The organism is Ruegeria sp. YTSA226, from assembly GCF_059609905.1.
Genome location: NZ_JBXWMQ010000010.1, coordinates 88984 through 112727, shown reverse-complemented (window position 1 = coordinate 112727; position 23744 = coordinate 88984). Strand labels below are relative to the sequence as shown.

At 57.9% G+C, this 23744-nt stretch carries 23 protein-coding genes and 1 pseudogene; 14 read left to right on the top strand and 10 right to left on the bottom strand.

Annotated elements, in window-relative coordinates:
- A pseudogene (locus AC2FFF_RS13845) lies at window positions 1–211 on the bottom strand (hypothetical protein); the annotation flags it as partial.
- Window positions 212–265: 54 nt separating this feature from the next.
- Window positions 266–979, bottom strand: a complete 714-nt coding sequence (locus AC2FFF_RS13840; protein ID WP_142637490.1) for a uroporphyrinogen-III synthase — start codon at window positions 977–979, stop codon at window positions 266–268.
- Window positions 980–1076: 97 nt separating this feature from the next.
- On the opposite strand from AC2FFF_RS13840, the gene tsaD reads away from it, so the two are divergent.
- Genes tsaD through AC2FFF_RS13820 form a run of 4 tightly spaced genes read left to right on the top strand, consistent with a single transcriptional unit; the run spans window position 1077 to window position 3826 of the window.
- The gene (tsaD, locus tag AC2FFF_RS13835; RefSeq protein WP_281973368.1) at window positions 1077–2174 is read left to right on the top strand and encodes a tRNA (adenosine(37)-N6)-threonylcarbamoyltransferase complex transferase subunit TsaD; all 1098 of its coding nucleotides are present in this window, start codon (window positions 1077–1079) and stop codon (window positions 2172–2174) included.
- Window positions 2171–3133 (top strand): NAD(P)H-dependent glycerol-3-phosphate dehydrogenase, encoded by a 963-nt coding sequence (locus AC2FFF_RS13830; RefSeq protein ID WP_281973369.1) that lies wholly within the window; start codon window positions 2171–2173, stop codon window positions 3131–3133. The genes tsaD and AC2FFF_RS13830 overlap by 4 nt, the downstream gene beginning before the upstream one ends.
- Window position 3134: 1 nt before the next feature.
- Entirely contained in the window at window positions 3135–3404 is a 270-nt protein-coding gene (locus tag AC2FFF_RS13825) for a YciI family protein (RefSeq protein ID WP_142637484.1), read from the top strand.
- Entirely contained in the window at window positions 3404–3826 is a 423-nt protein-coding gene (locus AC2FFF_RS13820) for an EVE domain-containing protein (protein WP_281995804.1), read from the top strand. The genes AC2FFF_RS13825 and AC2FFF_RS13820 overlap by 1 nt, the downstream gene beginning before the upstream one ends.
- A gap of 204 nt (window positions 3827–4030) precedes the next feature.
- On the opposite strand, the gene AC2FFF_RS13815 is transcribed toward AC2FFF_RS13820, so the two are convergent.
- From AC2FFF_RS13815 to AC2FFF_RS13800, 4 genes are all read right to left on the bottom strand, one after another.
- Window positions 4031–4372 carry a DUF2853 family protein gene (locus AC2FFF_RS13815; RefSeq protein ID WP_281973371.1) on the bottom strand — a complete coding sequence of 114 codons (342 nt, stop codon included), beginning with the start codon at window positions 4370–4372 and terminating at the stop codon, window positions 4031–4033.
- Window positions 4373–4643: 271 nt separating this feature from the next.
- The gene (locus AC2FFF_RS13810; protein ID WP_281973372.1) at window positions 4644–5393 is read right to left on the bottom strand and encodes an extensin-like domain-containing protein; all 750 of its coding nucleotides are present in this window, start codon (window positions 5391–5393) and stop codon (window positions 4644–4646) included.
- A 13-nt stretch (window positions 5394–5406) separates the two neighbouring features.
- Window positions 5407–6795, bottom strand: coding sequence for an adenosylhomocysteinase (gene ahcY, locus AC2FFF_RS13805; RefSeq protein ID WP_271950718.1), 1389 nt, complete (start codon window positions 6793–6795; stop codon window positions 5407–5409).
- A 101-nt stretch (window positions 6796–6896) separates the two neighbouring features.
- Window positions 6897–7214, bottom strand: coding sequence for a hypothetical protein (locus tag AC2FFF_RS13800; RefSeq protein WP_142637476.1), 318 nt, complete (start codon window positions 7212–7214; stop codon window positions 6897–6899).
- A gap of 204 nt (window positions 7215–7418) precedes the next feature.
- On the opposite strand from AC2FFF_RS13800, the gene AC2FFF_RS13795 reads away from it, so the two are divergent.
- Window positions 7419–8018 carry an HD domain-containing protein gene (locus AC2FFF_RS13795; protein WP_271950659.1) on the top strand — a complete coding sequence of 200 codons (600 nt, stop codon included), beginning with the start codon at window positions 7419–7421 and terminating at the stop codon, window positions 8016–8018.
- Window positions 8019–8024: 6 nt separating this feature from the next.
- Here AC2FFF_RS13795 and AC2FFF_RS13790 read toward each other — a convergent pair whose 3' ends face one another.
- The 3 genes from AC2FFF_RS13790 to AC2FFF_RS13780 all read right to left on the bottom strand — a co-directional run bounded on the left by AC2FFF_RS13790 (window position 8025) and on the right by AC2FFF_RS13780 (window position 10720).
- Window positions 8025–9101 (bottom strand): CapA family protein, encoded by a 1077-nt coding sequence (locus AC2FFF_RS13790; RefSeq protein ID WP_281973373.1) that lies wholly within the window; start codon window positions 9099–9101, stop codon window positions 8025–8027.
- A 357-nt stretch (window positions 9102–9458) separates the two neighbouring features.
- The gene (locus tag AC2FFF_RS13785; RefSeq protein ID WP_142637470.1) at window positions 9459–10013 is read right to left on the bottom strand and encodes an ActR/PrrA/RegA family redox response regulator transcription factor; all 555 of its coding nucleotides are present in this window, start codon (window positions 10011–10013) and stop codon (window positions 9459–9461) included.
- An 86-nt stretch (window positions 10014–10099) separates the two neighbouring features.
- A complete protein-coding gene (locus AC2FFF_RS13780) occupies window positions 10100–10720 on the bottom strand; it encodes an SCO family protein (RefSeq protein ID WP_281973374.1) in 621 nt (206 codons plus the stop codon).
- A 92-nt stretch (window positions 10721–10812) separates the two neighbouring features.
- On the opposite strand from AC2FFF_RS13780, the gene regB reads away from it, so the two are divergent.
- The 8 genes from regB to trxA all read left to right on the top strand — a co-directional run bounded on the left by regB (window position 10813) and on the right by trxA (window position 22632).
- The gene (gene regB / locus AC2FFF_RS13775) at window positions 10813–12207 is read left to right on the top strand and encodes a sensor histidine kinase RegB (RefSeq protein WP_142637465.1); all 1395 of its coding nucleotides are present in this window, start codon (window positions 10813–10815) and stop codon (window positions 12205–12207) included.
- Between the two features lie 63 nt (window positions 12208–12270).
- Window positions 12271–13776: a PAS-domain containing protein gene (locus AC2FFF_RS13770; RefSeq protein ID WP_281973375.1), complete on the top strand. Its 1506-nt coding sequence runs from the start codon at window positions 12271–12273 to the stop codon at window positions 13774–13776.
- A 41-nt stretch (window positions 13777–13817) separates the two neighbouring features.
- Window positions 13818–14291 carry a tRNA (adenosine(37)-N6)-threonylcarbamoyltransferase complex ATPase subunit type 1 TsaE gene (gene tsaE, locus AC2FFF_RS13765; RefSeq protein WP_281973376.1) on the top strand — a complete coding sequence of 158 codons (474 nt, stop codon included), beginning with the start codon at window positions 13818–13820 and terminating at the stop codon, window positions 14289–14291.
- On the top strand, window positions 14288–15292 hold the full coding sequence (locus AC2FFF_RS13760; protein WP_281973377.1) for an aminoglycoside phosphotransferase family protein: 1005 nt from the start codon (window positions 14288–14290) through the stop codon (window positions 15290–15292). Before tsaE ends, AC2FFF_RS13760 begins: the two co-directional genes overlap by 4 nt.
- On the top strand, window positions 15289–15975 hold the full coding sequence (locus AC2FFF_RS13755; protein WP_281973378.1) for a nucleotidyltransferase family protein: 687 nt from the start codon (window positions 15289–15291) through the stop codon (window positions 15973–15975). Before AC2FFF_RS13760 ends, AC2FFF_RS13755 begins: the two co-directional genes overlap by 4 nt.
- Entirely contained in the window at window positions 15968–18895 is a 2928-nt protein-coding gene (gene addB / locus AC2FFF_RS13750) for a double-strand break repair protein AddB (RefSeq protein ID WP_496750942.1), read from the top strand. The genes AC2FFF_RS13755 and addB overlap by 8 nt, the downstream gene beginning before the upstream one ends.
- Window positions 18892–22251 carry a double-strand break repair helicase AddA gene (gene addA, locus AC2FFF_RS13745; RefSeq protein ID WP_281973380.1) on the top strand — a complete coding sequence of 1120 codons (3360 nt, stop codon included), beginning with the start codon at window positions 18892–18894 and terminating at the stop codon, window positions 22249–22251. Before addB ends, addA begins: the two co-directional genes overlap by 4 nt.
- Before the next feature lie 60 nt (window positions 22252–22311).
- On the top strand, window positions 22312–22632 hold the full coding sequence (gene trxA, locus AC2FFF_RS13740; protein WP_271950641.1) for a thioredoxin: 321 nt from the start codon (window positions 22312–22314) through the stop codon (window positions 22630–22632).
- Between the two features lie 166 nt (window positions 22633–22798).
- On the opposite strand, the gene AC2FFF_RS13735 is transcribed toward trxA, so the two are convergent.
- The gene (locus AC2FFF_RS13735; RefSeq protein WP_142637449.1) at window positions 22799–22993 is read right to left on the bottom strand and encodes a DUF1127 domain-containing protein; all 195 of its coding nucleotides are present in this window, start codon (window positions 22991–22993) and stop codon (window positions 22799–22801) included.
- A gap of 198 nt (window positions 22994–23191) precedes the next feature.
- Here AC2FFF_RS13735 and hslV point away from each other — a divergent pair, with 198 nt between their 5' ends.
- Window positions 23192–23743, top strand: a complete 552-nt coding sequence (gene hslV, locus AC2FFF_RS13730) for an ATP-dependent protease subunit HslV (RefSeq protein ID WP_142637447.1) — start codon at window positions 23192–23194, stop codon at window positions 23741–23743.
- The last annotated feature ends 1 nt before the right edge of the window (window position 23744 follow it).

The following is a 23744-nucleotide window of genomic DNA, read 5'->3' as shown; positions in this document are numbered from 1 at the left end:
CTTCGGCTTCGGCTTCGGCTTCGGCTTCGGCTTCGGCTTCGGCTTCGGCTTCGGCTTCGGCTTCGGCTTCGGCTTCGGCTTCGAAAGGCGTTTCGTCTACGGGGTCAGCATCGTCAACAGGTGCCTCATCCGGGGTCTGGACAATGTCCTCGACTGCGTCAGCCTTGGGGTCATCTTCCGGCTTTTGATCGGTTTTCTTCTTACCAGCCACCGCAATGTTCCCCTTTTCGAATCCAAAACAACCTGAACAACTAACCAGACTAAGTTAATCTGTGGCCTCGCCGCCCTCAACCCGCATCGCATGTTTCACAAGCTTTTTAACGGCTTTCCGCATTTTCTTCGGTGTCGGCTCTTTGGCAATCTTCAGGCGGACATAATCCAAGGAATAAAGGGGTTCAGCCGTGGCCTCGCTGATTGCAGCCAGCCAAAGTGGTGCCGAACCCACCCAGATGTCGGCAAATTGTCGCGCTGTTCTGGGTGAAAATATGGGGGCAATCACCGGTTCGTTGCCCTCAGCAACGGCGCCTGCCCGATCTGTGAGCGGTAACAAGTGCTGTTTATAGACAGGTTGTTCACGCACAGCCAGACCGGATTCGGTCAACCGTTCAGCAATGTTACCCCGGCTGTGCTCCCCCCGAAGATGAAGCAGCGGGCTTTGGGGCCGGTGCTTTAGCAGGTTTGCAATCAGCTCTTCGGCGGTAGCACCCACCATCCGGGCATCCCAGCCAGCGCCTTTGGCCGTTCCGGTGGTAACAGGACCCACACAAAAGGCCGGCATCTTTCGAGATACATCTAAAGACATCGCCGCATTAACGGCGTTGGCCGAAGTAAAGATCAGCCCCTTTGCTTCATCCGCATGCACTTGCACCGCCAAAGGTTTTATTTCCAGGATCGGCGAATGGATAACCTCTACCCGGCTTCTGATGCGGGTTGGCAACTGCGCGACGAACCTTTCAGACGCAGCGCGCGGGCGGGTCATCAACAAATACAACAGTTGGCGCCTTCGGCCTTGGGATTGTTTGCATCCGCGCAGGGTGATACCCCGCTTGGCAACCAAGGTGTAACGGATCAGGCCAATGGTGCAAACACTTACTGTCCTCGGGTTGGAAAGCAGCTGTGATGACACGGCCGCCGCAGTCGTGCGCCAATCCGATGATACAGCCGCCGAGGTGCTGTCCTCGGTTGTCTATGGCCAGACCGAATTGCACAGCGCATTTGGTGGCGTGGTGCCTGAGATTGCCGCCCGCGCCCATGCGGAAAAGCTGGATACCTGTGTGATGCAGGCTTTAGAGGCCGCAGGTTTGGGCCTTGCCGACATGGACGCTATTGCCGTAACCGCCGGTCCCGGCCTGATTGGGGGAGTTATGTCAGGCGTCATGTGCGCCAAAGGGATCAGTGCCGCCACGGGCCTGCCATTGATCGGAGTCAACCATCTGGCCGGTCACGCACTGACGCCACGCCTGACGGACGGGATCGCGTTTCCCTACCTGATGCTGCTGGTCTCGGGCGGGCACTGCCAATATCTGATTGCCCATGGGCCCGAGCAGTTCACCCGTCTCGGCGGCACCATCGACGATGCCCCGGGAGAGGCCTTTGACAAGACAGCCCGCCTGCTGGGCCTACCGCAACCCGGTGGCCCCTCGGTCGAGGTCGAAGCCCGCACGGGCGATCCCAAGCGGTTCCGGTTTCCGCGGCCACTGCTGGACCGTCCGGGCTGCGATTTGTCCTTTTCCGGGCTCAAGACCGCGCTGATGCGAATGCGCGACCAGATCGTGGCTGAAAAAGGTGGCCTGACGCGACAGGACCGCGCCGATCTTTGCGCCGGGTTCCAACAGGCCATCGTGGACACTTTGGCCGAGAAAACCCGCCGCGCAATCGACCTTTACCTATTGGAAGGCCCTGCGGAGGCGGTTGTGTCTGTTGCGGGCGGCGTTGCGGCAAATACGGCCATTCGTACCGCGTTAGAGTCTATCTGCGCCGAAAAAGGTGCCAGATTTACCGCCCCTCCGTTGGCCCTGTGCACCGACAATGCCGCCATGATCGCCTATGCCGGAATTGAACGTTTCCGCACGGGTGCCCGCGATGATCTGACCCTGACCGCGCGTCCGCGTTGGCCTCTGGATCAAACTAGCCCGGCCATGTTGGGCAGCGGCAAAAAAGGAGCCAAAGCATGAGCGTGTCGGTTCTGGGGTCCGGAGCGTTTGGAACAGCTCTGGCGATTTCGCTGGCCGGAAAAGGCCCCGTCACGCTATGGGCTCGGGATCCGGATCAGGCCCAGATGATGCAGAACCATCGCGTAAACAGCGCGCGCCTGCCGAATGCACCTCTGCCCAAAGCGATTACGATTACTTCGGACGCTGATCTGGCGTCAGAAAGCGAAATCATCCTCCTGTCCGTGCCGATGCAGAAATTGCGGAGCGCGCTGTGTGCGCATTCTGCTACCCTCAGAGATAAAACGCTGGTCGCCTGCTGCAAAGGGATAGAGCTGACCTCGGGCCTTGGGCCGGTTTCCGTTATCCGTGAAACCGTCCCAGAGGCGCGCGCTGCGTTGTTGACCGGGCCAAGCTTTGCGGACGACATCGCGCGCGGCCTTCCCACCGCATTGACCCTCGCTTGTGCGGATGATGCGATTGGCCGTGACCTGCAGCATGAATTGAGCACCGCAAATCTACGCCTCTATCGCACGACGGATACTGTCGGTGCCGAGCTTGGCGGGGCCTTGAAAAACGTCATGGCCATCGGATGTGGCGCCTGTATTGGCGAGGGAATGGGTGAAAGCGCCCGGGCCGCTTTGATGACGCGAGGCTTTGCCGAGATGCAGCGTTTTGCGCTGATGCGCGGGGCCCGCCCTGACACCCTGATGGGCCTGTCAGGCATGGGTGATCTGGTGCTGACCTGCTGTTCCGAGCTGTCCAGAAACTATCGCTTTGGCCTGTCGCTTGGGCGTCAAGATGAATTCGACGCAAACACAACCGTCGAAGGTGTTGCCACGGCCAAGGCTTTGGCCAAAATTGCCAAGGCCGAAGACCTGGACATGCCCATAAGCACAATCGTTTCAGAAATAAGCACCGGAAAATGCAGCGTTGGTGAAGCCATGCGCTGGCTGCTGAACCGACCCCTGAAGGAGGAATAACATGCTGATCGCCCTTATCGCCAAGGATAAACCCGACGCGCTGCAAACCCGGCTGGATAACCGTTCCGCCCATCTGGCCTATATCGAAGAAACCGGTGTTGTTGCCCAGGCCGGACCCCTTCTGGAAGGCGATGCGATGATCGGATCACTGATCATCCTCGAGGTCGAGGATATGACGGCGGCGCAAAACTGGGCCGACAATGATCCCTATGCCAATGCAGGACTGTTCCAGTCAGTTGATCTGATCGTCTGGAAAAAGGTGGTCGGCTGATGGCTTATTGGCTGTTCAAATCCGAACCCTCGACCTGGAGTTGGGACCAGCAAGTCGCCAAGGGCGCAGAGGGCGAAGAATGGGATGGGGTGCGCAACTATCAGGCACGCAATTTCATGCGGCAGATGGCCGTGGGCGACCGTGGTTTTTTCTATCATTCGCAAAAAGACAAGGCGATTGTCGGCATTGTTGAGGTTTGCGCCGAAGCCCATCCAGACAGCACCACCGAGGATGAGCGTTGGGAATGTGTGGATATCAAAGCCGTGCGCCCGTTCACCATCCCGGTCACGCTGGATCAGATCAAAGTGGATGAACGTCTGGATGAGATGGTTCTGGTCAAGAATTCCCGCCTGTCCGTACAACCGGTCAGCGATGCCGAGTGGCAGGTGATCTGCGATCTGGGGCAAACGAAGTCGGATTGATTAAAGGGAAGGTCCTGACAGATGCAGAACCTTCCCTACCCCGCGTGCTCCCGACTCACCACACGCGTATAGAATTTCGGTTCTGACCGTCCTGATCACAAACTGACACTAGCCCATTTGGCCGGCTTGGCACAAACAACAAGTACCTAAAATTGGAAACGCCCGCCACAGATCGGGCGGGCGCTGATTGGTCGAAACCCGGATTTAGCTATAGACCGACTCTTTGCCGAAATGCTTGGTCAGCATATAGTAAACGACAGCACGATACTTGTTGCGCTCGGACATGCCATAGGTTTCCAGCGCCTTGTTGATCGCTTCCATCAGCTCGGGGCCGTCGGAAAGGCCCAGTTTCTTGACCAGGAAGTTGTTTTTGACGGTCTCAAGCTCACCTGACTGAGTGGCTGCCACGGTCGACGCGTCGGCGTCATAAATCGCCGGACCACATCCGATTGTGACCTTGGTCAAAAGGTCCATGTCGGCGTCCATCCCGCATTTGTTTTTCAGATCATCTGCGTATTTGGCGATCAGTTCGTCGCGTTTTCCCATGAATAATTCTCCCGTTGAGCAGCTTTGGCTGCGATTTTCAATGCGCCTATGAACAGGTGTCGGAAGGTTAGTCAGTTGTTCTGTTTACACAAAGGGAAAATTTCAGGTCATTCCCCGTAAGCGAAATTATGGCAGCACAGATAGACTCCGCGTACCACAATGCCTGATTCTGGCCTTCTGTAAGGGTCAGGTGGTTTGGATTCAGGGCGTAGCGGGAAAATATTGAAACCAGTGCAGCGTGCCGACATGGCACCTGCTAACCGACCGGTGGTTATCTGCAATATCCCCAACCCGGTCCCTGAAGATGGAAGTGGTTCGCATGCAGCCGGTTGTAATTTGGCCCAAGTACCACCCGAAACCATTCGCATGCACCCCGGCCAATCCGGTGTAGAAAATCTGTTTCGGGTCCGGGTGTTGTCCAGTCCGACAGCAGGCTCAGGCTTCGCCCATCTGCCAACTCGACCCCGACAATATCGATGGCATCAGCTGTGGCATGACTGCTCCAACCGCTGTCCTTTCCCTGCGCGGTGCGCATTCGCCGGCAGTTATAGCTGCCCAGGTGGCGCAAGCTGCGCACCCTGCTGCCCAACATCTCGCGCGCGGCGGGTTGGACCACATGGTGTTCCCACATGGCCAATCGCAGAGCCGTGGCACAACGGGTCTCGACGCCATTGACGCTGGCCGTGGTTAAGCCCGAGAGAACCCCGCGCCCGGCTATTCCGCATTTCTCGTCGACAATCAGATCCTCGACCAAGGAAAAGCTTACCCCCGCCCCGGCCAATGCGGCCCTGCACTGCGTTTCATCGGCCAAAGCTCGTCGCATTTGCACAGGTGTGACCGGCGTGACCCGAGCCGTAATGGTCAGATCTCGCAAAGGGTTCCAGTGGTCCGGAACCGGTGATTGCGGGTGGGACAAAAGCCAGTAGCCACCCCCACCCATCAAAACCACCAAGGCGAGTGCTGAGAAAACGAAAGACGCCGCCAGATGCAATATCCGACGGCGTCCAGAAGGTTTGGTCATGCCTGACCCGCAATCAATAGCGGTAATGTTCAGGCTTATAGGGGCCTTCCGGATTCACACCGATATACGATGCCTGTTCGCTGTCCATCTGCGTCAGCTTCACGCCGATACGGTCCAGATGCAGGCGTGCAACCTTCTCGTCCAGATGTTTAGGCAGGATGTAGACCTTGTTTTCGTACTGATCGCCTTTGGTGAACAGCTCAATCTGGGCCAACACCTGATTGGTGAACGAAGCCGACATCACAAAAGACGGATGACCGGTGGCGTTGCCCAGGTTCAGCAGGCGGCCTTCGGACAGCAGGATCAGACGATTGCCCGAGGGCATCTCGATCATGTCCACCTGTTCCTTGATGTTGGTCCATTTGTGGTTCTTCAGGCTAGCCACTTGAATTTCGTTGTCAAAGTGACCAATGTTGCCGACGATGGCCATGTCCTTCATCGCGCGCATATGCTCGATGCGGATCACGTCCTTGTTGCCGGTCGTGGTGATGAAGATATCCGCGCTGTCAACTTCGTCTTCCAGCAGCGTAACCTCGAACCCGTCCATCGCGGCCTGCAGGGCGCAGATCGGATCAACTTCGGTCACTTTCACACGGGCACCGGCACCGCGCAGCGACGCGGCCGAGCCTTTGCCCACGTCACCATAGCCACAGACCACGGCAACTTTACCAGCCATCATAGTGTCGGTGGCGCGGCGGATACCGTCGACCAGCGATTCCTTACAGCCATATTTGTTGTCGAACTTCGACTTGGTGACACTGTCGTTGACGTTGATCGCTGGGAACGGCAGTTGGCCGTCTTTCACCAGCTGATACAGGCGGTTCACACCGGTCGTGGTTTCTTCGGACACGCCCTGGATCTGGTCGCGCATCTTGGTGAACCAACCCGGGGACGCGGCCATCCGCTTAGCGATCTGCTTTTTGATCACCTCTTCCTCTTCCGAGCCCGGTACGGGGATAATGTCTTCGCCCGCTTCGGCGCGGGCGCCCAGCAGGATATACAGCGTCGCATCGCCGCCATCGTCCAGGATCATGTTGGGGCCGTCGGTGAACAGGAAGGATTTGTCCAGATAATCCCAATGCTCTACCAGCGTCTGGCCCTTGATGGCGAACACCGGAATTCCGGCTTCGGCAATCGCCGCCGCTGCGTGGTCCTGGGTTGAGAAGATGTTGCACGACGCCCAACGCACATCCGCGCCCAGCGCCACAAGTGTTTCGATCAGAACGGCTGTCTGGATGGTCATGTGCAGCGACCCAACAATACGCGCGCCCTTCAGGGGCTTTGCGTTACCGTATTCCGCGCGCAGGGCCATCAGGCCCGGCATCTCGGTCTCTGCAATATCCAGTTCTTTGCGGCCAAACCCGGCCAGCGAAATGTCTTTGACGATATAGTCCCCGGCCATCAGGTGCTCCATTCCGGTATAATTCAATCCGGGTTGCCCTAGCATCCCTTTTGGGACGTGGCAACGCAGATGGCCGGAAACGGGGTTTTAAGCCGCCAAAATCAACTTGGTATGCCCTCTACCTTGATTTTGGGGATCGCTTGGAAAAAGTCGGTCCCAACGGCGACAATGCAACTGATGCCGTTCGGACGTGTCACCAAAACGGTATAGCTACCCGTTTCCTGAGAGGTCCAGACCTCCATCACCGATTGCGAGCCACGGGATTTTTGCAATCCACCAAAGGCCAATTCCTCGGAATAATTGTCCTGTAGCGTTGAAATCAGTTGATCACGCAACGCACAGCTTTGCTGGGCAAAGGCAGGCGGTGCAGTGGCGGCCATACCAAAGGCCAGAGCAATTCCTAACAAACGCTTGAACATAGCAAGCTCCTTTCGATACGAGTTACGTCCGAGAGGGGCACACCGGGAGGAGCATGCGCCCCCCTCGGTACAAATGTCGGTATCACCGCGCGCTTGTTCAAAGCACGATTGCTCAAGAAAAAGTTGGCAGCTGGTGATCTTGACAGGTACAGCTTACCACAAAAATGCGAATTTAATGTGTCCCACTTCACAAGGCATGGCAGAATGGCAACACAACCCCGCGCATGGCAAAGAATGCTGTCCGGGCGCAGGCTGGACCTGCTGGACCCAACACCGGTGGATATCGAAATTGAGGATATCGCGCATGGGCTGGCCTTTGTGGCCCGCTGGAACGGGCAGACACATGGCGATTTCGCCTATTCGGTGGCCGAGCATTCGCTGTTGGTCGAAGAGCTTTTTGGTCGTATTGCCCCCAAGGCACCGGTCAAATGGCGGCTGGCGGCCCTGTTACACGATGCGCCGGAATACGTGATCGGAGATATGATCTCTCCGGTCAAATCCGCTGTCGGTCCCGACTATGGCGCACTGGATGACCGGCTGGCTGCGGCGATCCACATCCGGTTTGGCCTGCCCGCTGCGGTGCCTAAAACGGTTAAACGGCAAATCAAAAAGGCCGACAAGATCAGCGCCTGGATGGAAGCCACCCAGATCGCGGGCTTTTCCGAGGCCGAGGCGACAAAATTCTTCGGCCGCCCGGACAGGGTTATTATGGAAGGGCTGCAGATCAAATTGCGGCCACCCGTTGAAGTAAGATGTGCCTATACGCATAGACATTCGGCATTGATGGCCGAGATTGGGCCCTGACCACTATCAGCCTTCTGATCGCGCCACCTTCTGAAAGACGTTACCGTCCATCTCATGGGCATGCCAACGCACTGGCGTCGCCTTCAGATTTGTTATTTCGGCCTTGCCCTCAGTCTTCTGTACTTCAATCTGCATAATCGTACTGCTGGCAATGTCTCTATCGGCGAAACCCCACAGCAGACTTCCTAGGGAATAGGCGATTGGCACCGTCCGATCTCCGGTCTGTGTGCGATACAGCTGTATTGGCTGAGGGACATGGGGGTGGTGGCAGACGATAAGATCAGCTCCGAATTCGGCCAAATCCTGTGCGGCCTCTTGCTGCGCTCGGCGCGGGAACAGCTCGAACTCATGACCCCAATGAATAATCCCAATAACCAGATCACAGCCAGCCGCTTTTGCGTTCGAGATCTGTGTCTTTAGAAGGGTGGTGTCCGGCGCTTGATGTTTTGAAGTCAGCTTGGCGATATTGATGCTCTGCTTTTGACCTTCAGGAAGCGCGTGGCCGTTGGTACCAAAAGCGCAGGACGCAAATCCGAACTTTATCCCTTTTCGTTCGATCGTTTTGACGGCTGTGGCTTCTGCCAAACTCTCATTCACGCCGATTTGCATGATATTTCTGTCACTTAAGACGTTCAAAGTCGTCTCAAGCCCCTCAACACCCATGTCGAGAATATGGTTGTTTGCAAGGTTCAAAACATCAATGAACCTTTCGTTATGGCTGGTCAAAGCATCGAACTGTTCTTCCGACGCACATTCGATCGGCGGGCCAGCGTCCCCGATCACTTCGTCAATCAAAGGCTGTGTCGTTACAGGTGACTCGTAGTTGGCGACCAAAATATCATCCTGAAACAAAAGATCTTCAATCTCAGCATATACCTGGTCTTTTGCGACACTGGCCCTGTGGGTTCTTAGAATGTCCCCGGCAAAGCTCAGAGTGACCGAATTTGATGTGTCACTGATGTCAGCGGTTGAAAGTCGTACGGCCGTTTTAGTCATAAAGCCGGACTGATCCAGCTCCGCTTCAGGCTGCTGAATGGGGTTCTTACTTTTATAGACCCAGTACAGGTTGTCCAAAATGTTCATTTCGGAAAGCTCACCTGCAGCGCCCTTTCGTGGTCGCGCCCAAAACCCAAATCTCTCTGCTGCCCAGGTGACAACAGAGACAATGACTTTAAGGGCAGGGTTGGAAATACGGAGGCTTTCGTATGGCGTATTAGGGAGCGGCGACACTTCGATACATCTCAACTATTTGTTCGGAAAATATAATTATTGAACTTAACGACAACACAAACTGGTTAACAGACACTAAATTAAAGTCTTCAGGGGTGGCGGTCCATCAGCCGCGACAAAGCATATGTTTGGTGGCCGCATGTCGAGACTCAATTCGGCTTTTCGGCTTCATGAGTTCTGGTCTGTTATGCGCAAGCTAAACCCACGACCTCATCGCGGGCTACGCTTCGCCAAGATCCGTTGCAATGTCCGGCGGTGCATGTTCAGGCGTCGCGCGGTTTCACTGACGTTGCGATCACACAGCTCATAGACCCGCTGGATATGCTCCCAGCGCACGCGATCCGCGCTCATTGGGTTTTCCGGCGGCGGGGGCAGTTCGTCGCCCTTGGCCAGCAATGCGTTGGTGATGTCGGTGGCGTCGGCGGGCTTCGACAAATAGTCGGTGGCACCAATCTTGACTGCGGCCACAGCGGTGGCAATAGCGCCGTACCCGGTCAGAACCACAACCCGGCTGTCGGGGCGCTTTTCGCGCAGCACTTCGACCACATCCAGGCCGTTGCCATCCTCCAACCGCAGGTCAACAACCGCATATGCAGGTGGACGGGCTGTGGAAATGGCGCGGCCAGCGGCGACAGAGCCCGCGGTTTCAACCTCGAACCCGCGTTTCTCCATGGCCTTGGCCAGACGTCTCAGAAACGGTTCGTCATCATCCACCAATAACAGCGATTTATCCGGGCCGATGTCGAGGTCAGAGCTGTCCGCCATATTCTATTCTTTCCGCTAATTCACGCCGTTGGCTTAAACATGAGTAATAGCAGCGCCATTGCAAAGGTCAAACAGACCGTTGCGTTCTAGATCTTGTCCAGAAAGCAGCCCACCTTGTCAGCCATCTGCTCGGCTGTGTCATTGCGATCGAAAAATTCGATAAACCCGTCCTGGGGTGTGACCAGATAAGTAAAGGTCGAGTGATCAACCAGATAGTACTCATCACTTTTGTCATGGGCCTTATAATAGGTCTTATAGGCCTTGCTGGCGGCCTTGACCTGATCAGGCGTGCCGGTCAGGGCGATGGTCTTACCACCAAGGTTAAAGGCGTAATCGGCCATAACTTCGGGTGTGTCGCGATCCGGGTCGATCGAGATAAACAGCGGCGTCACCGATTGTCCGCGTTCGGCCAGAATATCCACCGCTTCGGCATTGCGGGACATGTCAAAGGGGCAAACATCCGGACAAAAGGTATAGCCGAAGTAGACCAGCGTAGGTTCGGTTATCACCTGTTTGTCGGTCACAGTCTCGCCCTTGCCGTTGATCAGTTCGAAGGGCCCGCCAATGGTGGCCGTGCCCCCTGCGATCTGGCTGGACCGGCACTGCGCGAATTTGTCGTCCGAGCCTGCGCCGCGCGTCAGCAGCCACATGGCCCCCAGACCTACGGCCAAAACAACTGTTGCAAGGATAGCGTATAGACGGACCATGGCATCTTACCTGACGATAGAGGAGTTGTTGATCGTTCCGGCCGGGACACCTATCAAGATGAACAGCCGATGCAACAGGACATAATGGACCAATGGCAGATTCCAACATCACTTTTTGGCCTGGTCAGGAACGCAGCTGGATTCGCCTGCGGACGCTGATCCTGCTGCGCTGGGTGGCCATCTTTGGCCAGATCACCGCAATCACCGTGGCGCAACAGACCTATGATGTGCAGTTGGATGTGACGCTGTGCTATCTGGCCATCGGCATTTCGGTCATGGGCAACTTGACGGCTATTCTTGTCTTTCCACGCAACAAACGCCTGTCCGAGTTCGAAAACTTTCTGATGGTGTTGTTCGATTTGTTGCAGCTGACCATCCTGCTGTACCTTACCGGAGGCCTCAATAATCCGTTCGCCTTGCTATTGGTGGGTCCTGTGACGATCTCGGCCAATGTCATGAGCACCCGGTCTACGCTGATCATCGGTACGGTGGCCATCATTCTGACCACGCTGCTAGCCGAATTTCACCTTCCCCTGCACACGGATGGCGGTGTGGATCTTGAGATCCCCGATATCCTTCTGTTCGGAAACTGGGCTGCCATCGTTATCGCGATCGTTTTCCTGGGGGCCTATTCCCACCGCGTAAGCTCTGAGGTCCAGTCGATGTCTCAGGCGCTGTCGGCCACGCATATGGCCCTCGCACGTGAACAGAAACTGACCGATCTTGGTGGAGTTGTCGCTGCCGCCGCGCACGAACTTGGAACACCTCTGGCAACAATCAAACTGACCAGTGCCGAACTGATTGAAGAGCTGGACGACCGCCCGGATCTGAAAGAAGACGCCGCCTTGATCCGCGAACAGGCCAATCGTTGCCGCGACATTCTGCGCGACATGGGGCGGGCTGGTAAAGACGACCTCCACCTGAGACAGGCCCCCCTCTCCACTGTCATCCATGAGGCCGCCGAGCCACATATCAACCGCGGCAAGCAGGTACACTTTGCCGAAGGTCCGGTCGGGGATGGCGATGTTCAACAGCCTTCGATCCTGCGTAAACCTGAGATCATCCACGGAATGCGCAACCTCATCCAGAATGCTGTGGATTTCGCGCGCAGCAACGTCTGGGTCGAAGCGGAATGGACAGCCGAAAGGATTACGATCAACATCATGGATGACGGCCGCGGGTATCCTTCGCAAATGATTGGCCGGATCGGGGATCCGTTCATGCGCCGACGGCGGGCAGAATCGGAAAAGCGGGCCCGGCCGGAATATGAAGGTATGGGCCTGGGCCTGTTCATCGCAAAAACCCTGCTGGAACGCAGCGGTGCGCATTTGGACTTCGCCAATGGCTCTGATCCATATCAGACCTTGTCGGACAATCCCGAACGTATAGGGGCCATCGTCCGGGTATCCTGGCCGCGAAAACTTGTGGATGCACAGACCGGCGACACCCCCGTTCCTTCAGGTGTAAATCAGCATATCCAAGTCTGAGTTAAGACCCCGTTAACCATTTCCACCCATAGCTATACCCGTGAATTCACCGCGGGAGAGCACATGGTCGACTGGATCATATTGGCCGTCATCAGTGTGGTGTCTGCCAGTCTGGCGGTTCAATGGCTTTTGCCCCGTCGTCAGCAGACAAGTGACAATTTCGGCCTGTCCGAGCCGGCCTCGTTGTTCAATGTCGTGTTTCTGTTCGACGGTGACCGCCTGATCAGCCACACAGACATCGCCCTGGATGGGTTTGAGGCTGTGCGCGACTGGTCAGATCTGCGTCGGCTGCTGCAGCGGGATTTTCCGGGCTTTCCTGAAACCCCTGAACGCGTCAGGCACGAAGGGAATCTTGTCATCCCCGCCATTGATTGCTCGGTCGAGCGGGACGTTTTGTGCGAATGGATCGACGGGGTCGTGCGCGTACAGCTGCGGGAAAGCTCTGATTACCCCAGAACCGTATTGCGCGAGAATAGCGATCCGATCCGCCTGGCGATGGAACTGGCGCCCTACCCGGTCTGGCATCTGGATTATCAAAACAAGATCCGCTGGTGCAACGCCGCCTATGTCTCGCTTGTCCGCAAAGTGCGCGGTGGCGATACCGACCTGACTGCACCTCTTTTTCCCGGGCCCGAAAATGGCGCGCGTATCAGCGCCAAGACCCGTGTATTCATTTCGTCCGAAGACAGTGCAAACAAGCTTTGGTTTGACCTGACGATGTTGGACCATCCGGAAGGCAGCCTTTGCTACGCTGTGGACATCAACGCCATCGTCGCCGCCGAGACAGCACAGCGAAAATTCGTACAGACGATGACCAAAACCTTTGCACAGCTGTCCATCGGCTTGGCCATTTTTGACAGAAATCGCCAGCTTGCCCTGTTCAACCCCGCCTTGATTGACCTGACCACCCTGCCCCCGGATTTCCTGAGCTGCCGCCCCAACCTGTCCAGTTTCTTTGACCGCCTGCGCGATCAGCACATGATGCCGGAACCCAAGAACTATCGCAGCTGGCGTAATCAGATGAACGATCTGCTGGAGGCCGCAGAAGACGGAAATTACCAGGAAACATGGTCGCTGCCATCCGGCTCGGTCTATTCCGTCAGCGGCCGCCCGCACCCGGATGGTGCGGTGGCCTTTCTGTTCGAAGATATCACGGCCGAGATCACGTTGACCCGCCGCTTTCGGGCGGAAATGGATTTGATGCAATCCATCCTGGATAAGCTGGCCGACGCGGTTGCCGTTTTCGGTGATGACGGTACCTTGGCCTTCACCAATTATGCCTATCAGAAATTATGGGGTGAAGCCGATGGTGCCGGATTTGAACCCGACACGGTTCTGGACGTGACCCGCAACTGGCAGAAACATTGCACGGCCACTCCGATTTTGGGTGAAATCCGGGATTTCGTCGAAATGCGGGACAGCCGGGCTGAGTGGTCAGCCAGAATCCAAATGCGTAACGGAACCGATCTGAACTGCACCATCTGCCCATTGCAAAACGGGGCCACCATCATTCGCTTTGCCACGCACAATGCGTTGCCACAGCACGAGATACAGCAAATCAGCGCCTGAACCGGGTTGCAGCCAATCCAGCGTGGGGCCATTGTGGCGCCATGACGTTACCACCCCTCAGGATCACCCTGAATTCGCCCGAAGATACGACCAAATTTGCCAGTCGGCTGGGTGCAATTCTGCATCCGGGCGACATCCTGCTGCTGCAGGGTGAGATCGGAACCGGTAAGACCCATTTTGCGCGTAGTCTGATCCAATCGCTGATGACCCGGTCCGAGGATGTGCCCTCGCCCACATTCACGCTGGTTCAGGTCTATGACACCCGTAAAGGTGAGATCTGGCACTGCGATCTATACCGGCTGAGCGCGGTGGAGGAAGTCGAAGAGCTTGGGCTGGCCGAAGCGATGGAGCAAGCGATCTGCCTGATTGAGTGGCCCGAGAAACTGGGCCTGCTGACACCCGGTTCTGCCCTGACGATGACATTTGAAACAGACCCGGACATGCTGGATATGCGCCACATCACCCTCACATGGACCGACGAAAAATGGGCTCAAAAACTGGAGGTCAGCGAATGACAAACCGCGCCGTCCTTGCCGAAGCTCTGATTTCACACACGCCGTGGTCCAAGGCCCGCCGAGAGCCTTTGGCGGGGGATGCCTCGAACCGCCGGTACGAGCGCCTGACCGACCCGGTTACGGGCAAGTCCGCTGTTCTGATGGATTCACCACCGGGCCAGGCGGAACCGGTCGAAGCCTTCGTACGGATGGCCCGGCATTTACAATCTATCGGACTAAGCGCCCCACAGATCTACGCCGAAGACACGCAATATGGGTTTCTTCTTCTGGAAGACCTTGGCGATGACCTGTTCGCGCGGGTTCTGGTCAAACATCCCGATATGGAGCGGGAATTATACGAGGCGGCGACAGATGTTCTGATCACGTTGCACGAGGCCCCGACCCTGTCGCTGCAATCTTACGGCCCGGCACTGATGACCGAACTGGCGGCCTTATCCTTCACCAAATACGCCCAAGGGGTTCTTGGCGATTATGACCAGGATGCGCAGGATCGGTTCGAACACCGATTTGCTGATATCCTGCATCAAGAAACATCCGGCACCAAAGTTGTTGTCCAAAGGGATTACCACGCGGAAAACCTGATCTGGCTCCCTGACCGCCAAGGGGTTGAGCGCGTTGGATTGCTGGATTTTCAGACCGCCATGCTGGGCCATCCTGCCTATGATCTGGTGTCTTTGCTCCAGGATGTGCGCCGCAAAGTGACGCCGGGTACGGAAATGCGGATGGTCAGCCACTATATCTCGGCTACGGGCGTCAACGATCATGATTTCCGCAGTGCCTATGCCGTGCTGGGTGCCCAGCGAAATCTGCGGATTCTTGGTGTGTTTACCCGGCTTGCGACCGAGTATGGCAAACCCCATTATGTCGATTTGATCCCCGCTGCGTGGGGCCATCTGATGCGGGATCTGGATCACCCGGCGCTGGTGAATGTTGCCGACCTGCTGCGCGCGGCTCTGCCCGCGCCAACACCCGAAAACCTGAACAGGCTCAGACAAAGATGACCCAGCCCCCCAATGCCGTCATGCTGTTCGCAGCCGGGTTCGGCACCCGCATGGGCACCCTGACCCTGAACCGCCCCAAGCCGCTGATCGAGGTAGCCGGGCGCCCGCTGATCGACCATACGCTGGATCTGGTTGACGCGCTTGGGCCGGTTCGCAAAGTGGCCAACCTGCATTACCTGCCAGATCAGCTTGAGGCGCATCTGGCCCCGAAAGACGTGCTTGTCTCACATGAACAGCCCGACATTCTGGATACTGGTGGCGGATTACGGGCAGCTTTGCCTTTATTAGGGTCTGAATCAGTGTTCACGATGAATTCAGACGCCATTTGGTCCGGCCCGAACCCGCTGACAATGCTGCGGGCCGCCTGGAACCCTGATTTGATGGACGCATTGCTAATGTGCATCCCGACCGCGCAGGCGATTGGTCATGCCGGGGCCGGAGACTTTACTGCTGATGAAACGGGCCGGATTACCCGCGGCCCCGGATTGATCTACGGAGGCGCGCAGATCATGAAGACGGAAGGGCTGGTCGAAATTCCAGACAAGGTGTTTTCGCTGAACCTGCTTTGGGATCGGATGCAAAAGAAAGACCGGCTGTTTGCCCTGACCTATCCCGGCCGCTGGTGCGATGTTGGCCATCCGGAAGGGATCGCCCTTGCTGAAGGTCTGTTGGCGGATGTTTGACCCCTCACCCCTGCCCCGCGTCTTTGCCGTACCTCCGGGTGTGGATTTTCCAAAGGCGCTGGTCCGGGGGTTGAGAAATCGCTGTGCCGCTCTTCCGCCCGAGGCTTTGGCCCGAGTGGAGCTGGTTGTTAACACGCGGCGTATGGCTCGCAGGGTGCGTGAGCTGTTCGACCAGGGCCCTGCCTGTTTGTTGCCGCGCCTATCACTGGTGACTGATCTGGGTGAAAGCGTGAATCTGGCGCAGATACCACCCGCAATCCCGCCCCTGCGACGGCGGCTGGAATTGACGCAGCTGGTCTCGAAGCTGCTGGATCAACAACCGGATCTGGCGGCGCGCTCGTCTTTGTTTGACCTATCAGACAGTCTGGCCGCATTGATAGATGAGATGCAGGGCGAAGGCGTTTCACCCGAAGCGATCCGGCGGCTGGATGTCGGCGACATGTCTGGGCATTGGGCCCGCGCGCAGGCCTTTATCGGGATTGCGGATCATTTCATCGACTCAGAAGACGACATCCTGGACACGCAGGCCCGGCAGCGCCGCGTGGTCGAGAACCTAATCGAACATTGGCGAGTGGATCCACCTCAGCACCCGGTCATTCTTGCCGGCTCGACGGGGTCACGGGGAACGACACTGATGCTGATGCAAGCCGTTGCCTGCCTGCCGCAGGGCGCATTGATCCTGCCGGGTTTTGACTTTGACCAGCCCGATCAGGTTTGGGCTCAGCTGGATGCGGCGTTAACCTCTGAGGATCACCCGCAATACCGGTTCCGGAAGCTGATGAACCAGCTTGGGCAGAACCCGGATCAAATCACAGCCTGGACCCAGGACAATCCACCCTCACCCGCCCGTAACAAACTGATATCGCTTGCGTTACGCCCTGCCCCGATCACGGATGCATGGATGTCCGAAGGTCCACAACTGACCGATCTGCATGGTGCAACCAAGGACCTGACCCTGGTCGAGGCGCAGTCCCCCCGGGCCGAGGCCCTGGCCATAGCACTCCGCTTGCGAGAGGCAGCTGAAACCGGCCAGACCGCCGCTCTGATCACCCCCGACCGCATGCTGACTCGTCAGGTCAGCGCTGCGCTGGACCGGTGGAACATCCTGCCCGATGACAGTGCTGGCCTGCCGCTGCAGCTGTCCCCACCCGGACGGTTCCTGCGCCATGTCGCGGCCCTGTTCGCGCGTCGATTGGACGGCGAGGCGCTGTTGACCCTGCTGAAACATCCGCTCAGCCATGACGGGGGCGAGCGTGGCTCTCATCTGTTGCACACCCGCGATCTGGAACTGGACCTGCGCCGCCACGGGCCACCATTCCCGGATGCCGCCAGCCTGACGGCATTTGCCATCCGCAAAGAGGTGCCCGAAGGCTGGGTCCAGTGGTTGGTGCAGCATTTCTGCGACCAGCAAATCGCTGATGAGTTGCCACTGACGGATTGGGTTGATCGCCTCTACGGGTTGGCTCAGGCCATTTCCGCCGGTAACACTGACGATCCCGGTACTTTGTGGGACAAGAACGCCGGTCAAAAGGCCCTGGCGGTTGTGACCGAGCTGCGAAATGAGGCTCAGCATGGCGGCACCATGACCGCCCATGACTTTGCCGATCTGCTGGGTGCTTTGCTGGCCGGAGAAGAGGTCCGCGACCGCGACGCGCCACACCCCCGGATCATGATCTGGGGCACGCTCGAGGCCCGGGTGCAGGGCGCCGATTTGCTAATCCTTGGCGGTTTGAACGAGGGCAGCTGGCCCGAGGCGCCCGCGCCCGATCCTTGGTTGAACAGGCAGATGCGCGATAAGGCTGGGCTGTTACTGCCAGAGCGGCGCATTGGCCTGTCGGCACATGACTTCCAGCAGGCTATCGGCGCGCCCGAGGTCTGGCTGACCCGGTCGACCCGGTCCGACGATGCCGAAACCGTTCCTTCCCGCTGGTTGAATCGGTTAACCAACCTGTTGAGTGGCCTGGCAGAACAGGGTGGCCAAACCGCCCTTGCAGAAATGCGCGGCCGAGGGCGGCAATATCTGGGGTGGTCCGAACAACTTGAATACGCTCCAGAAATCAAGGCGGCACCGCGCCCATCTCCGCGCCCTCCGGTCGGGTCGCGCCCGCGCCGCCTGAGCGTCACCGAGATCAAGCGCCTGATCCGTGATCCTTATGCGATCTACGCCAAACATGTGCTGCGGTTGAAACCTCTGGACCCTTTGGTTCAGGCCCCGGATGCGCTGCTGCGCGGGATCGTGATCCACGAGATTTTGGAGCAATTCGTTAAGGACAGCGTGCTGGACACGGCCTTGCTGACACGCGAAAGCTTCTTGAAACGCGCCGAAAGCCTGCTGGTCCAGCATGTTCCATGGCCCACAGCGCGCAAATTATGGCTCGCGCGGCTGGAACGGATTGCGGATGATTTCCTGAGGGCCGAGACCACCCGGCGCAGCGATGGTGGACCTGTGGCTTTTGAGGCCGCGATGAAACTGGCGCTCAGTCCGCTGGATTTCACCATGGTCGGGCGCGCCGACCGCATTGACCTGAACAGCCGCGGGGCGCTGCGGCTGGTCGACTATAAAACCGGTGCGCCCCCGACCGAAAGCCAGCAGGCCAAGTTTGACAAACAGTTGCTGATCGAAGCTGCAATGGCCGAGCAGGGCGGGATCGAAGGGTTTGACCCGCTGCCTGTGGCCGAAGCAATTTTTATCGGCATGGGCGGCACCTATAAAGAGGTGCCCGCGCCTCTGACCAAAGAGCCGGTCGACAAGGTCCTGGCTGAGCTGAAACAGCTCATTTCCTCTTATTTAGAGCCTGATCAAGGCTTCACCTCGCGCCGCATGCTGCACAAGGATACCGATATCGGGGACTATGATCATCTGGCACGTTTCGGAGAGTGGGACCGAACCAGCAACAGCGCCCCCGAGTACCTGAAATGAGCGCCCGCAACGACGCAACCGAACGGCAGGTGCAGGCCGCACGACCCGATACCTCGACCTGGCTGGCGGCAAATGCGGGATCTGGCAAAACGCGGGTTCTGACCGATCGGGTGGCGCGGCTGTTGCTGGACGGGGTGCAGCCGCAACACATCCTCTGCCTGACTTACACCAAGGCTGCAGCCAGCGAGATGCAAAACCGGTTGTTCAAACGCCTCGGTGAGTGGGCCATGCTGGGAGATGCTCCGCTATTGGCGCAGTTGACCGATCTGGGCGTTCAGGGTGCGATTGACCCGGACCGTCTGGCACAGGCCCGCACATTGTTTGCCCGTGCGATCGAAACGCCCGGCGGGCTGAAAATTCAGACCATCCACTCTTTCTGCGCCTCGCTACTGCGCCGTTTCCCACTTGAGGCTGGAGTAAGCCCACAATTCACCGAGATGGAGGATCGGGCCGCCGCCTTGCTGCGCGAAGAAATCGTCGAGGATTTTGCCCAAGGGCCTATGGCCAATCTGATCGGCGATGTCGCCCGTTTTGTGACTGACACAGGGTTCGACAAACTGACCGCCGCCATCACGCAAAAGCGCAATCTGTTTGCGCAGGCCGTCGATTGGTCGCAGGTTTTGCAGCAATTCAATCTGCCCGCCGGCTTTGACGAACAGCTCTTGCTGGGTCAGGTGTTTTTGGGGGGTGAGGTCGATCTTATTCGCAGCGTCCTGCCCGCACTGACCGAAAGCGGCGGGAACAACGCCAAGGCAGCCACCAGGCTTGCGGCCTTCACCCGCGCCGAAATCGGTGCGCTGCCGGTGCTTGAAGATGTATTTCTGACCGGAAAGGCGGCCAAGGACCCGTTTACCGCCAAGATTAACGCTTTCCCGACCAAACCCCTGCGCGAAGGTGTTCTGGCGGGTCAGATGCCACAGCTAGAGGCGTTGATGCTGCGCATCGAAGCCGCGCGTGAACAGCGGCTTGCACTGGTTGCAGCCCGCAAAACGCTGGCACTTCACCGGTTCGCAATGGCCTTTCTGCCGGAATATGAACGGCGCAAGCAACTGCGCGGCTGGCTGGACTTTGACGACCTTATCCTGCGCGCCCGAAACGTACTGAACGACCCGGCGGTAGCGTCTTGGGTATTGTACCGACTGGACGGCGGGATTGACCACATTCTTGTGGATGAGGCCCAGGATACCAGCCCGGACCAATGGGACGTCGTCGAAAAGTTGGCGCAGGAATTCACCAGCGGGGAGGGGGCCCGGTCCGGGATTGAGCGCACTATTTTCGTGGTGGGTGACAAGAAACAATCGATCTATTCCTTCCAGGGGGCCGACCCTCAGGCCTTTGACAGGATGCAGGCCGAATTTGGGCGGAAACTGGAAGAATCAGGCTCTAAACTGTCGGATTCTACGCTGGAGTACTCGTTCCGCTCCTCCAGCGCCATTCTGTCTCTGGTCGATATTCTGTTCGAAAACCATGCCGAGGCCGGGTTTCACAAAGAAAGCCAGCACCGCGCCTTCAAGTCCGATCTGCCAGGGCGCGTCGACCTATGGCCGGTGGTCGAAAAAGTCAAAGACGAGGAAGATACCGAATGGACCGACCCGGTGGACCGCCCTGGTGCGCGCCACCATACCGTTGTTCTGGCCGAGCAGGTTGCACAGTCGATCCGGGATATGATCGAACAGGGGGAAACCATCCCCGAAGATGGCGAGGTACCGGGCAGTTTCGTCCGGCGAAAGGTACAGCCGGGGGATTTTCTGATCCTCGTTCAGCGCCGCTCGGACCTGTTTGCTGAGATCATCCGCGCCTGCAAGGCTGCCGAACTGCCGATTGCAGGGGCTGACCGGTTGAAGGTCGGAGCCGAGCTCGCGGTCAAGGACCTGGCGGCTCTGCTGAGCTTTTTGGCCACGCCCGAGGACAGCTTGTCGCTGGCCACGGTACTGAAATCGCCTCTGTTTGGCTGGTCCGAACAGCGGCTTTTTGATCTGGCACATCGGCGACAAGAGCAATTCCTTTGGGCAGCGCTGCGAAATCGGGCCGAGGAGTTTCCCGAGACGCTAGCCATTCTGAATGACCTACGCAGCCAAATCGACTTTCTGCGCCCATATGACCTGATCGAGCGGATTCTGACCCGTCATCACGGGCGGCGCCTGCTGTTGGGTCGGCTGGGCCCCGAGGCCGAAGACGGCATCAACGCGCTGTTGTCGCAGGCGCTGGCCTATGAACGTACCGACATTCCCAGCCTGACCGGATTTTTGGTCTGGATGCAGACCGACGATCTGGAAATCAAACGGCAGATGAGCGGTGTCGGAAACATGATCCGCGTGATGACCGTGCATGGATCAAAAGGGCTGGAGGCGCCCATCGTGATCCTGCCCGATACCGGAAAACGGCAAGCACCGCGCGATGCCGAGATCATGGTGACGGATGCTAAGCCACTATGGAAAGTACCGGCAGACGCGTCCCCGGCGCTGATCGCGCAGGCGCGAGCCGAAGCGCGCGAACGGGAAGAGAATGAACGGTTGCGCCTGTTATACGTGGCGCTGACCCGTGCAGAGAAGTGGCTAATCGTAAGTGCGGCAGGGGATGTCGGCAAGGACGGAACCAGTTGGTATCAACTGGTTCAGGCGGCTATGGCGCGGGCAGGGGCAACAGCTCTGCCCAACAGTGAGATCCTGCGCTTGTCGCACGGAGATTGGCATGGTCCGGAATTTATCGAACACACAGGCGCTGTTCATGCCCACAGCGAATTGCCGCCGACCTTCCTGAATTCCGCCCCCGCCATTGATGCGGCGCCGGAAACCCTCAGCCCGTCTGATCTGGGCGGGGCCAAGGCCTTGCCCGGGGATATGGGCCAGGATGAAGAGGCCGCCAAGCTGCGCGGCACCCGCCTGCACCTGCTGCTGGAGCATTTGCCGCGGGTCCTTCCTGAGAACTGGCCGCAGCTTTGCGCACGGGTTCTTCCCGATATGCGTGAGGCCGAGCGGCAAGGATTGCTGGCCGAGGCGCAAAATGTGTTGACGGCGGATCACCTGAAGGCCGTGTTCGCCCCCGATACCTTGGCCGAAGTCCCGGTAACGGCCGATCTGGGAGGGCGGCGTATCCATGGTGTCATTGATCGGGTGATCGTCACCAAAACGGACGTCCAGGTAATTGATTTTAAATCGAATATGACAGTGCCAGACAATGCAGCATCCTGCCCCGAAGGACTGCTGCGGCAGATGGGTGCCTATGCTGATTCATTGTCGCAGATCTATCCGGACCGCGAAGTCAGAACTGCAATTCTGTGGACCCGAACAGCCCAGCTGATGTGGCTGCCACACGATCTGGTGAAAGCTGCGCTAACCCGTGCGCTGACGCCTTGACCTTGGCATACCCGACACCTAGTTTCAGTGACCAAGCATTCCCCATTCAGGAGACAGAATATGTCGACCGTAGCTGTTACCGACGATACTTTTGACGCCGAAGTCAAGAATTCCGACATCCCCGTAGTTGTCGATTTCTGGGCCGAATGGTGTGGCCCCTGTAAACAGATCGGACCCGCTCTGGAAGAGTTGGCGGCTGAATATGGCGACAAGGTCAAGATCGCCAAGGTCGATGTAGACAGCAACCCGAACTCTGCCGCCGCCATGGGCGTACGTGGCATCCCGGCGCTGTTCATCTTCAAGGATGGTCAGGTCGTTTCGAACCGCGCAGGCGCCGCGCCGAAAGCCGCGCTGCAAAGCTGGATCGAAGAAGCGCTCTGATCCGGTTCGGGAAACAACGTTTGAAGGCGCCTTATTCGGGGCGCCTTTTTTCGTATCTGGGGCAAAGCGCTTCCGCCTGAATTGTCTGACTGGAAAAAGCTGCGCAGAAAAAGAAAAAGCCGCCCAGACCCGGGCGGCTTATCTTGAATTCACGAATTCTCGTGGATCAGAGGGTGGTGATATCCGCGCGGCACAGGCCGATATCGTCCAGCTGTTCATCACTGAGAGCCGACAGGGCATTGCGGGTTTTGCGGGATTCATTCCAATCGGCGGCTTTTTCAAAAGCGCCAAAAAACGCGTCCACTACATGCAGGATGGTAGCTGCTCCGAGCGGCGCATGGATATTTGCGGTAGTTGCCATTTGCGCATTCCTTATAAACAGAAACAGCCGACCCGTTGTCGGTTGTGAGCCTCATGTAGGATTTTCAACTGAGTCCCACAATTGCTGGTTTTACAGCCCCGATTTGCGTTTTTTGCATATCTTATAAGCAAGTTGTGAACTGTTGCGCTGCGGATGAGACCGGCCCATATAGAACAGCAGGCGAAAACGGAGGCCCCCATGGCAGACAGCGACTTTCCCGGTTGGCACGGCACAACCATTATTGGCGTCAAAAAAGGCGGGCAGGTGGTCATTGCCGGAGACGGGCAAGTCAGCTTGGGCCAGACCGTGATCAAAGGGACCGCGCGCAAGGTACGCCGCCTGTCACCCGGCGGGTTCGAGGTTGTCGCAGGCTTCGCCGGATCAACCGCCGATGCCTTTACCCTGCTGGAACGTCTGGAAACCAAGCTTGAGGCCACGCCCGGCCAACTGGCCCGCGCCTCGGTCGAGCTGGCCAAGGACTGGCGCACCGACAAATACCTGCAAAAGCTTGAGGCGATGCTGATCGTCACTGATGGCAAGGATCTGCTGGTGATCACCGGGGCAGGGGATGTGCTGGAGCCGGAACACAACGTGGCTGCCATCGGATCGGGTGGCAATTTTGCCCTGGCAGCGGCGCGCGCGATGATGGATGGCGACAAACCGGCGGAACAAGTCGCCCGCGAAGCCATGGCCATCGCCGCCGATATCTGCGTCTATACCAATGGCAATCTCACGGTTGAGACGATCTAAG

Bases quoted from the DNA above. Each gene is read 5' to 3' on its own strand.
- addA (WP_281973380.1), top strand. From the start codon at position 18,892: ATGAGCGCCCGCAACGACGCAACCGAACGGCAGGTGCAGGCCGCACGA.
- AC2FFF_RS13735 (WP_142637449.1), bottom strand. From the start codon at position 22,993: ATGGCAACTACCGCAAATATCCATGCGCCGCTCGGAGCAGCTACCATC.
- tsaE (WP_281973376.1), top strand. From the start codon at position 13,818: ATGACGTTACCACCCCTCAGGATCACCCTGAATTCGCCCGAAGATACG.
- AC2FFF_RS13840 (WP_142637490.1), bottom strand. From the start codon at position 979: ATGACCCGCCCGCGCGCTGCGTCTGAAAGGTTCGTCGCGCAGTTGCCA.
- tsaD (WP_281973368.1), top strand. From the start codon at position 1,077: ATGGTGCAAACACTTACTGTCCTCGGGTTGGAAAGCAGCTGTGATGAC.
- hslV (WP_142637447.1), top strand. From the start codon at position 23,192: ATGGCAGACAGCGACTTTCCCGGTTGGCACGGCACAACCATTATTGGC.
- AC2FFF_RS13800 (WP_142637476.1), bottom strand. From the start codon at position 7,214: ATGTTCAAGCGTTTGTTAGGAATTGCTCTGGCCTTTGGTATGGCCGCC.
- AC2FFF_RS13810 (WP_281973372.1), bottom strand. From the start codon at position 5,393: ATGACCAAACCTTCTGGACGCCGTCGGATATTGCATCTGGCGGCGTCT.
- AC2FFF_RS13770 (WP_281973375.1), top strand. From the start codon at position 12,271: ATGGTCGACTGGATCATATTGGCCGTCATCAGTGTGGTGTCTGCCAGT.
- trxA (WP_271950641.1), top strand. From the start codon at position 22,312: ATGTCGACCGTAGCTGTTACCGACGATACTTTTGACGCCGAAGTCAAG.
- AC2FFF_RS13755 (WP_281973378.1), top strand. From the start codon at position 15,289: ATGACCCAGCCCCCCAATGCCGTCATGCTGTTCGCAGCCGGGTTCGGC.
- AC2FFF_RS13825 (WP_142637484.1), top strand. From the start codon at position 3,135: ATGCTGATCGCCCTTATCGCCAAGGATAAACCCGACGCGCTGCAAACC.
- AC2FFF_RS13790 (WP_281973373.1), bottom strand. From the start codon at position 9,101: ATGAACATTTTGGACAACCTGTACTGGGTCTATAAAAGTAAGAACCCC.
- ahcY (WP_271950718.1), bottom strand. From the start codon at position 6,795: ATGGCCGGGGACTATATCGTCAAAGACATTTCGCTGGCCGGGTTTGGC.
- AC2FFF_RS13785 (WP_142637470.1), bottom strand. From the start codon at position 10,013: ATGGCGGACAGCTCTGACCTCGACATCGGCCCGGATAAATCGCTGTTA.
- addB (WP_496750942.1), top strand. From the start codon at position 15,968: ATGTTTGACCCCTCACCCCTGCCCCGCGTCTTTGCCGTACCTCCGGGT.
- regB (WP_142637465.1), top strand. From the start codon at position 10,813: ATGGCAGATTCCAACATCACTTTTTGGCCTGGTCAGGAACGCAGCTGG.
- AC2FFF_RS13795 (WP_271950659.1), top strand. From the start codon at position 7,419: ATGGCAACACAACCCCGCGCATGGCAAAGAATGCTGTCCGGGCGCAGG.
- AC2FFF_RS13760 (WP_281973377.1), top strand. From the start codon at position 14,288: ATGACAAACCGCGCCGTCCTTGCCGAAGCTCTGATTTCACACACGCCG.
- AC2FFF_RS13815 (WP_281973371.1), bottom strand. From the start codon at position 4,372: ATGGGAAAACGCGACGAACTGATCGCCAAATACGCAGATGATCTGAAA.
- AC2FFF_RS13780 (WP_281973374.1), bottom strand. From the start codon at position 10,720: ATGGTCCGTCTATACGCTATCCTTGCAACAGTTGTTTTGGCCGTAGGT.
- AC2FFF_RS13830 (WP_281973369.1), top strand. From the start codon at position 2,171: ATGAGCGTGTCGGTTCTGGGGTCCGGAGCGTTTGGAACAGCTCTGGCG.
- AC2FFF_RS13820 (WP_281995804.1), top strand. From the start codon at position 3,404: ATGGCTTATTGGCTGTTCAAATCCGAACCCTCGACCTGGAGTTGGGAC.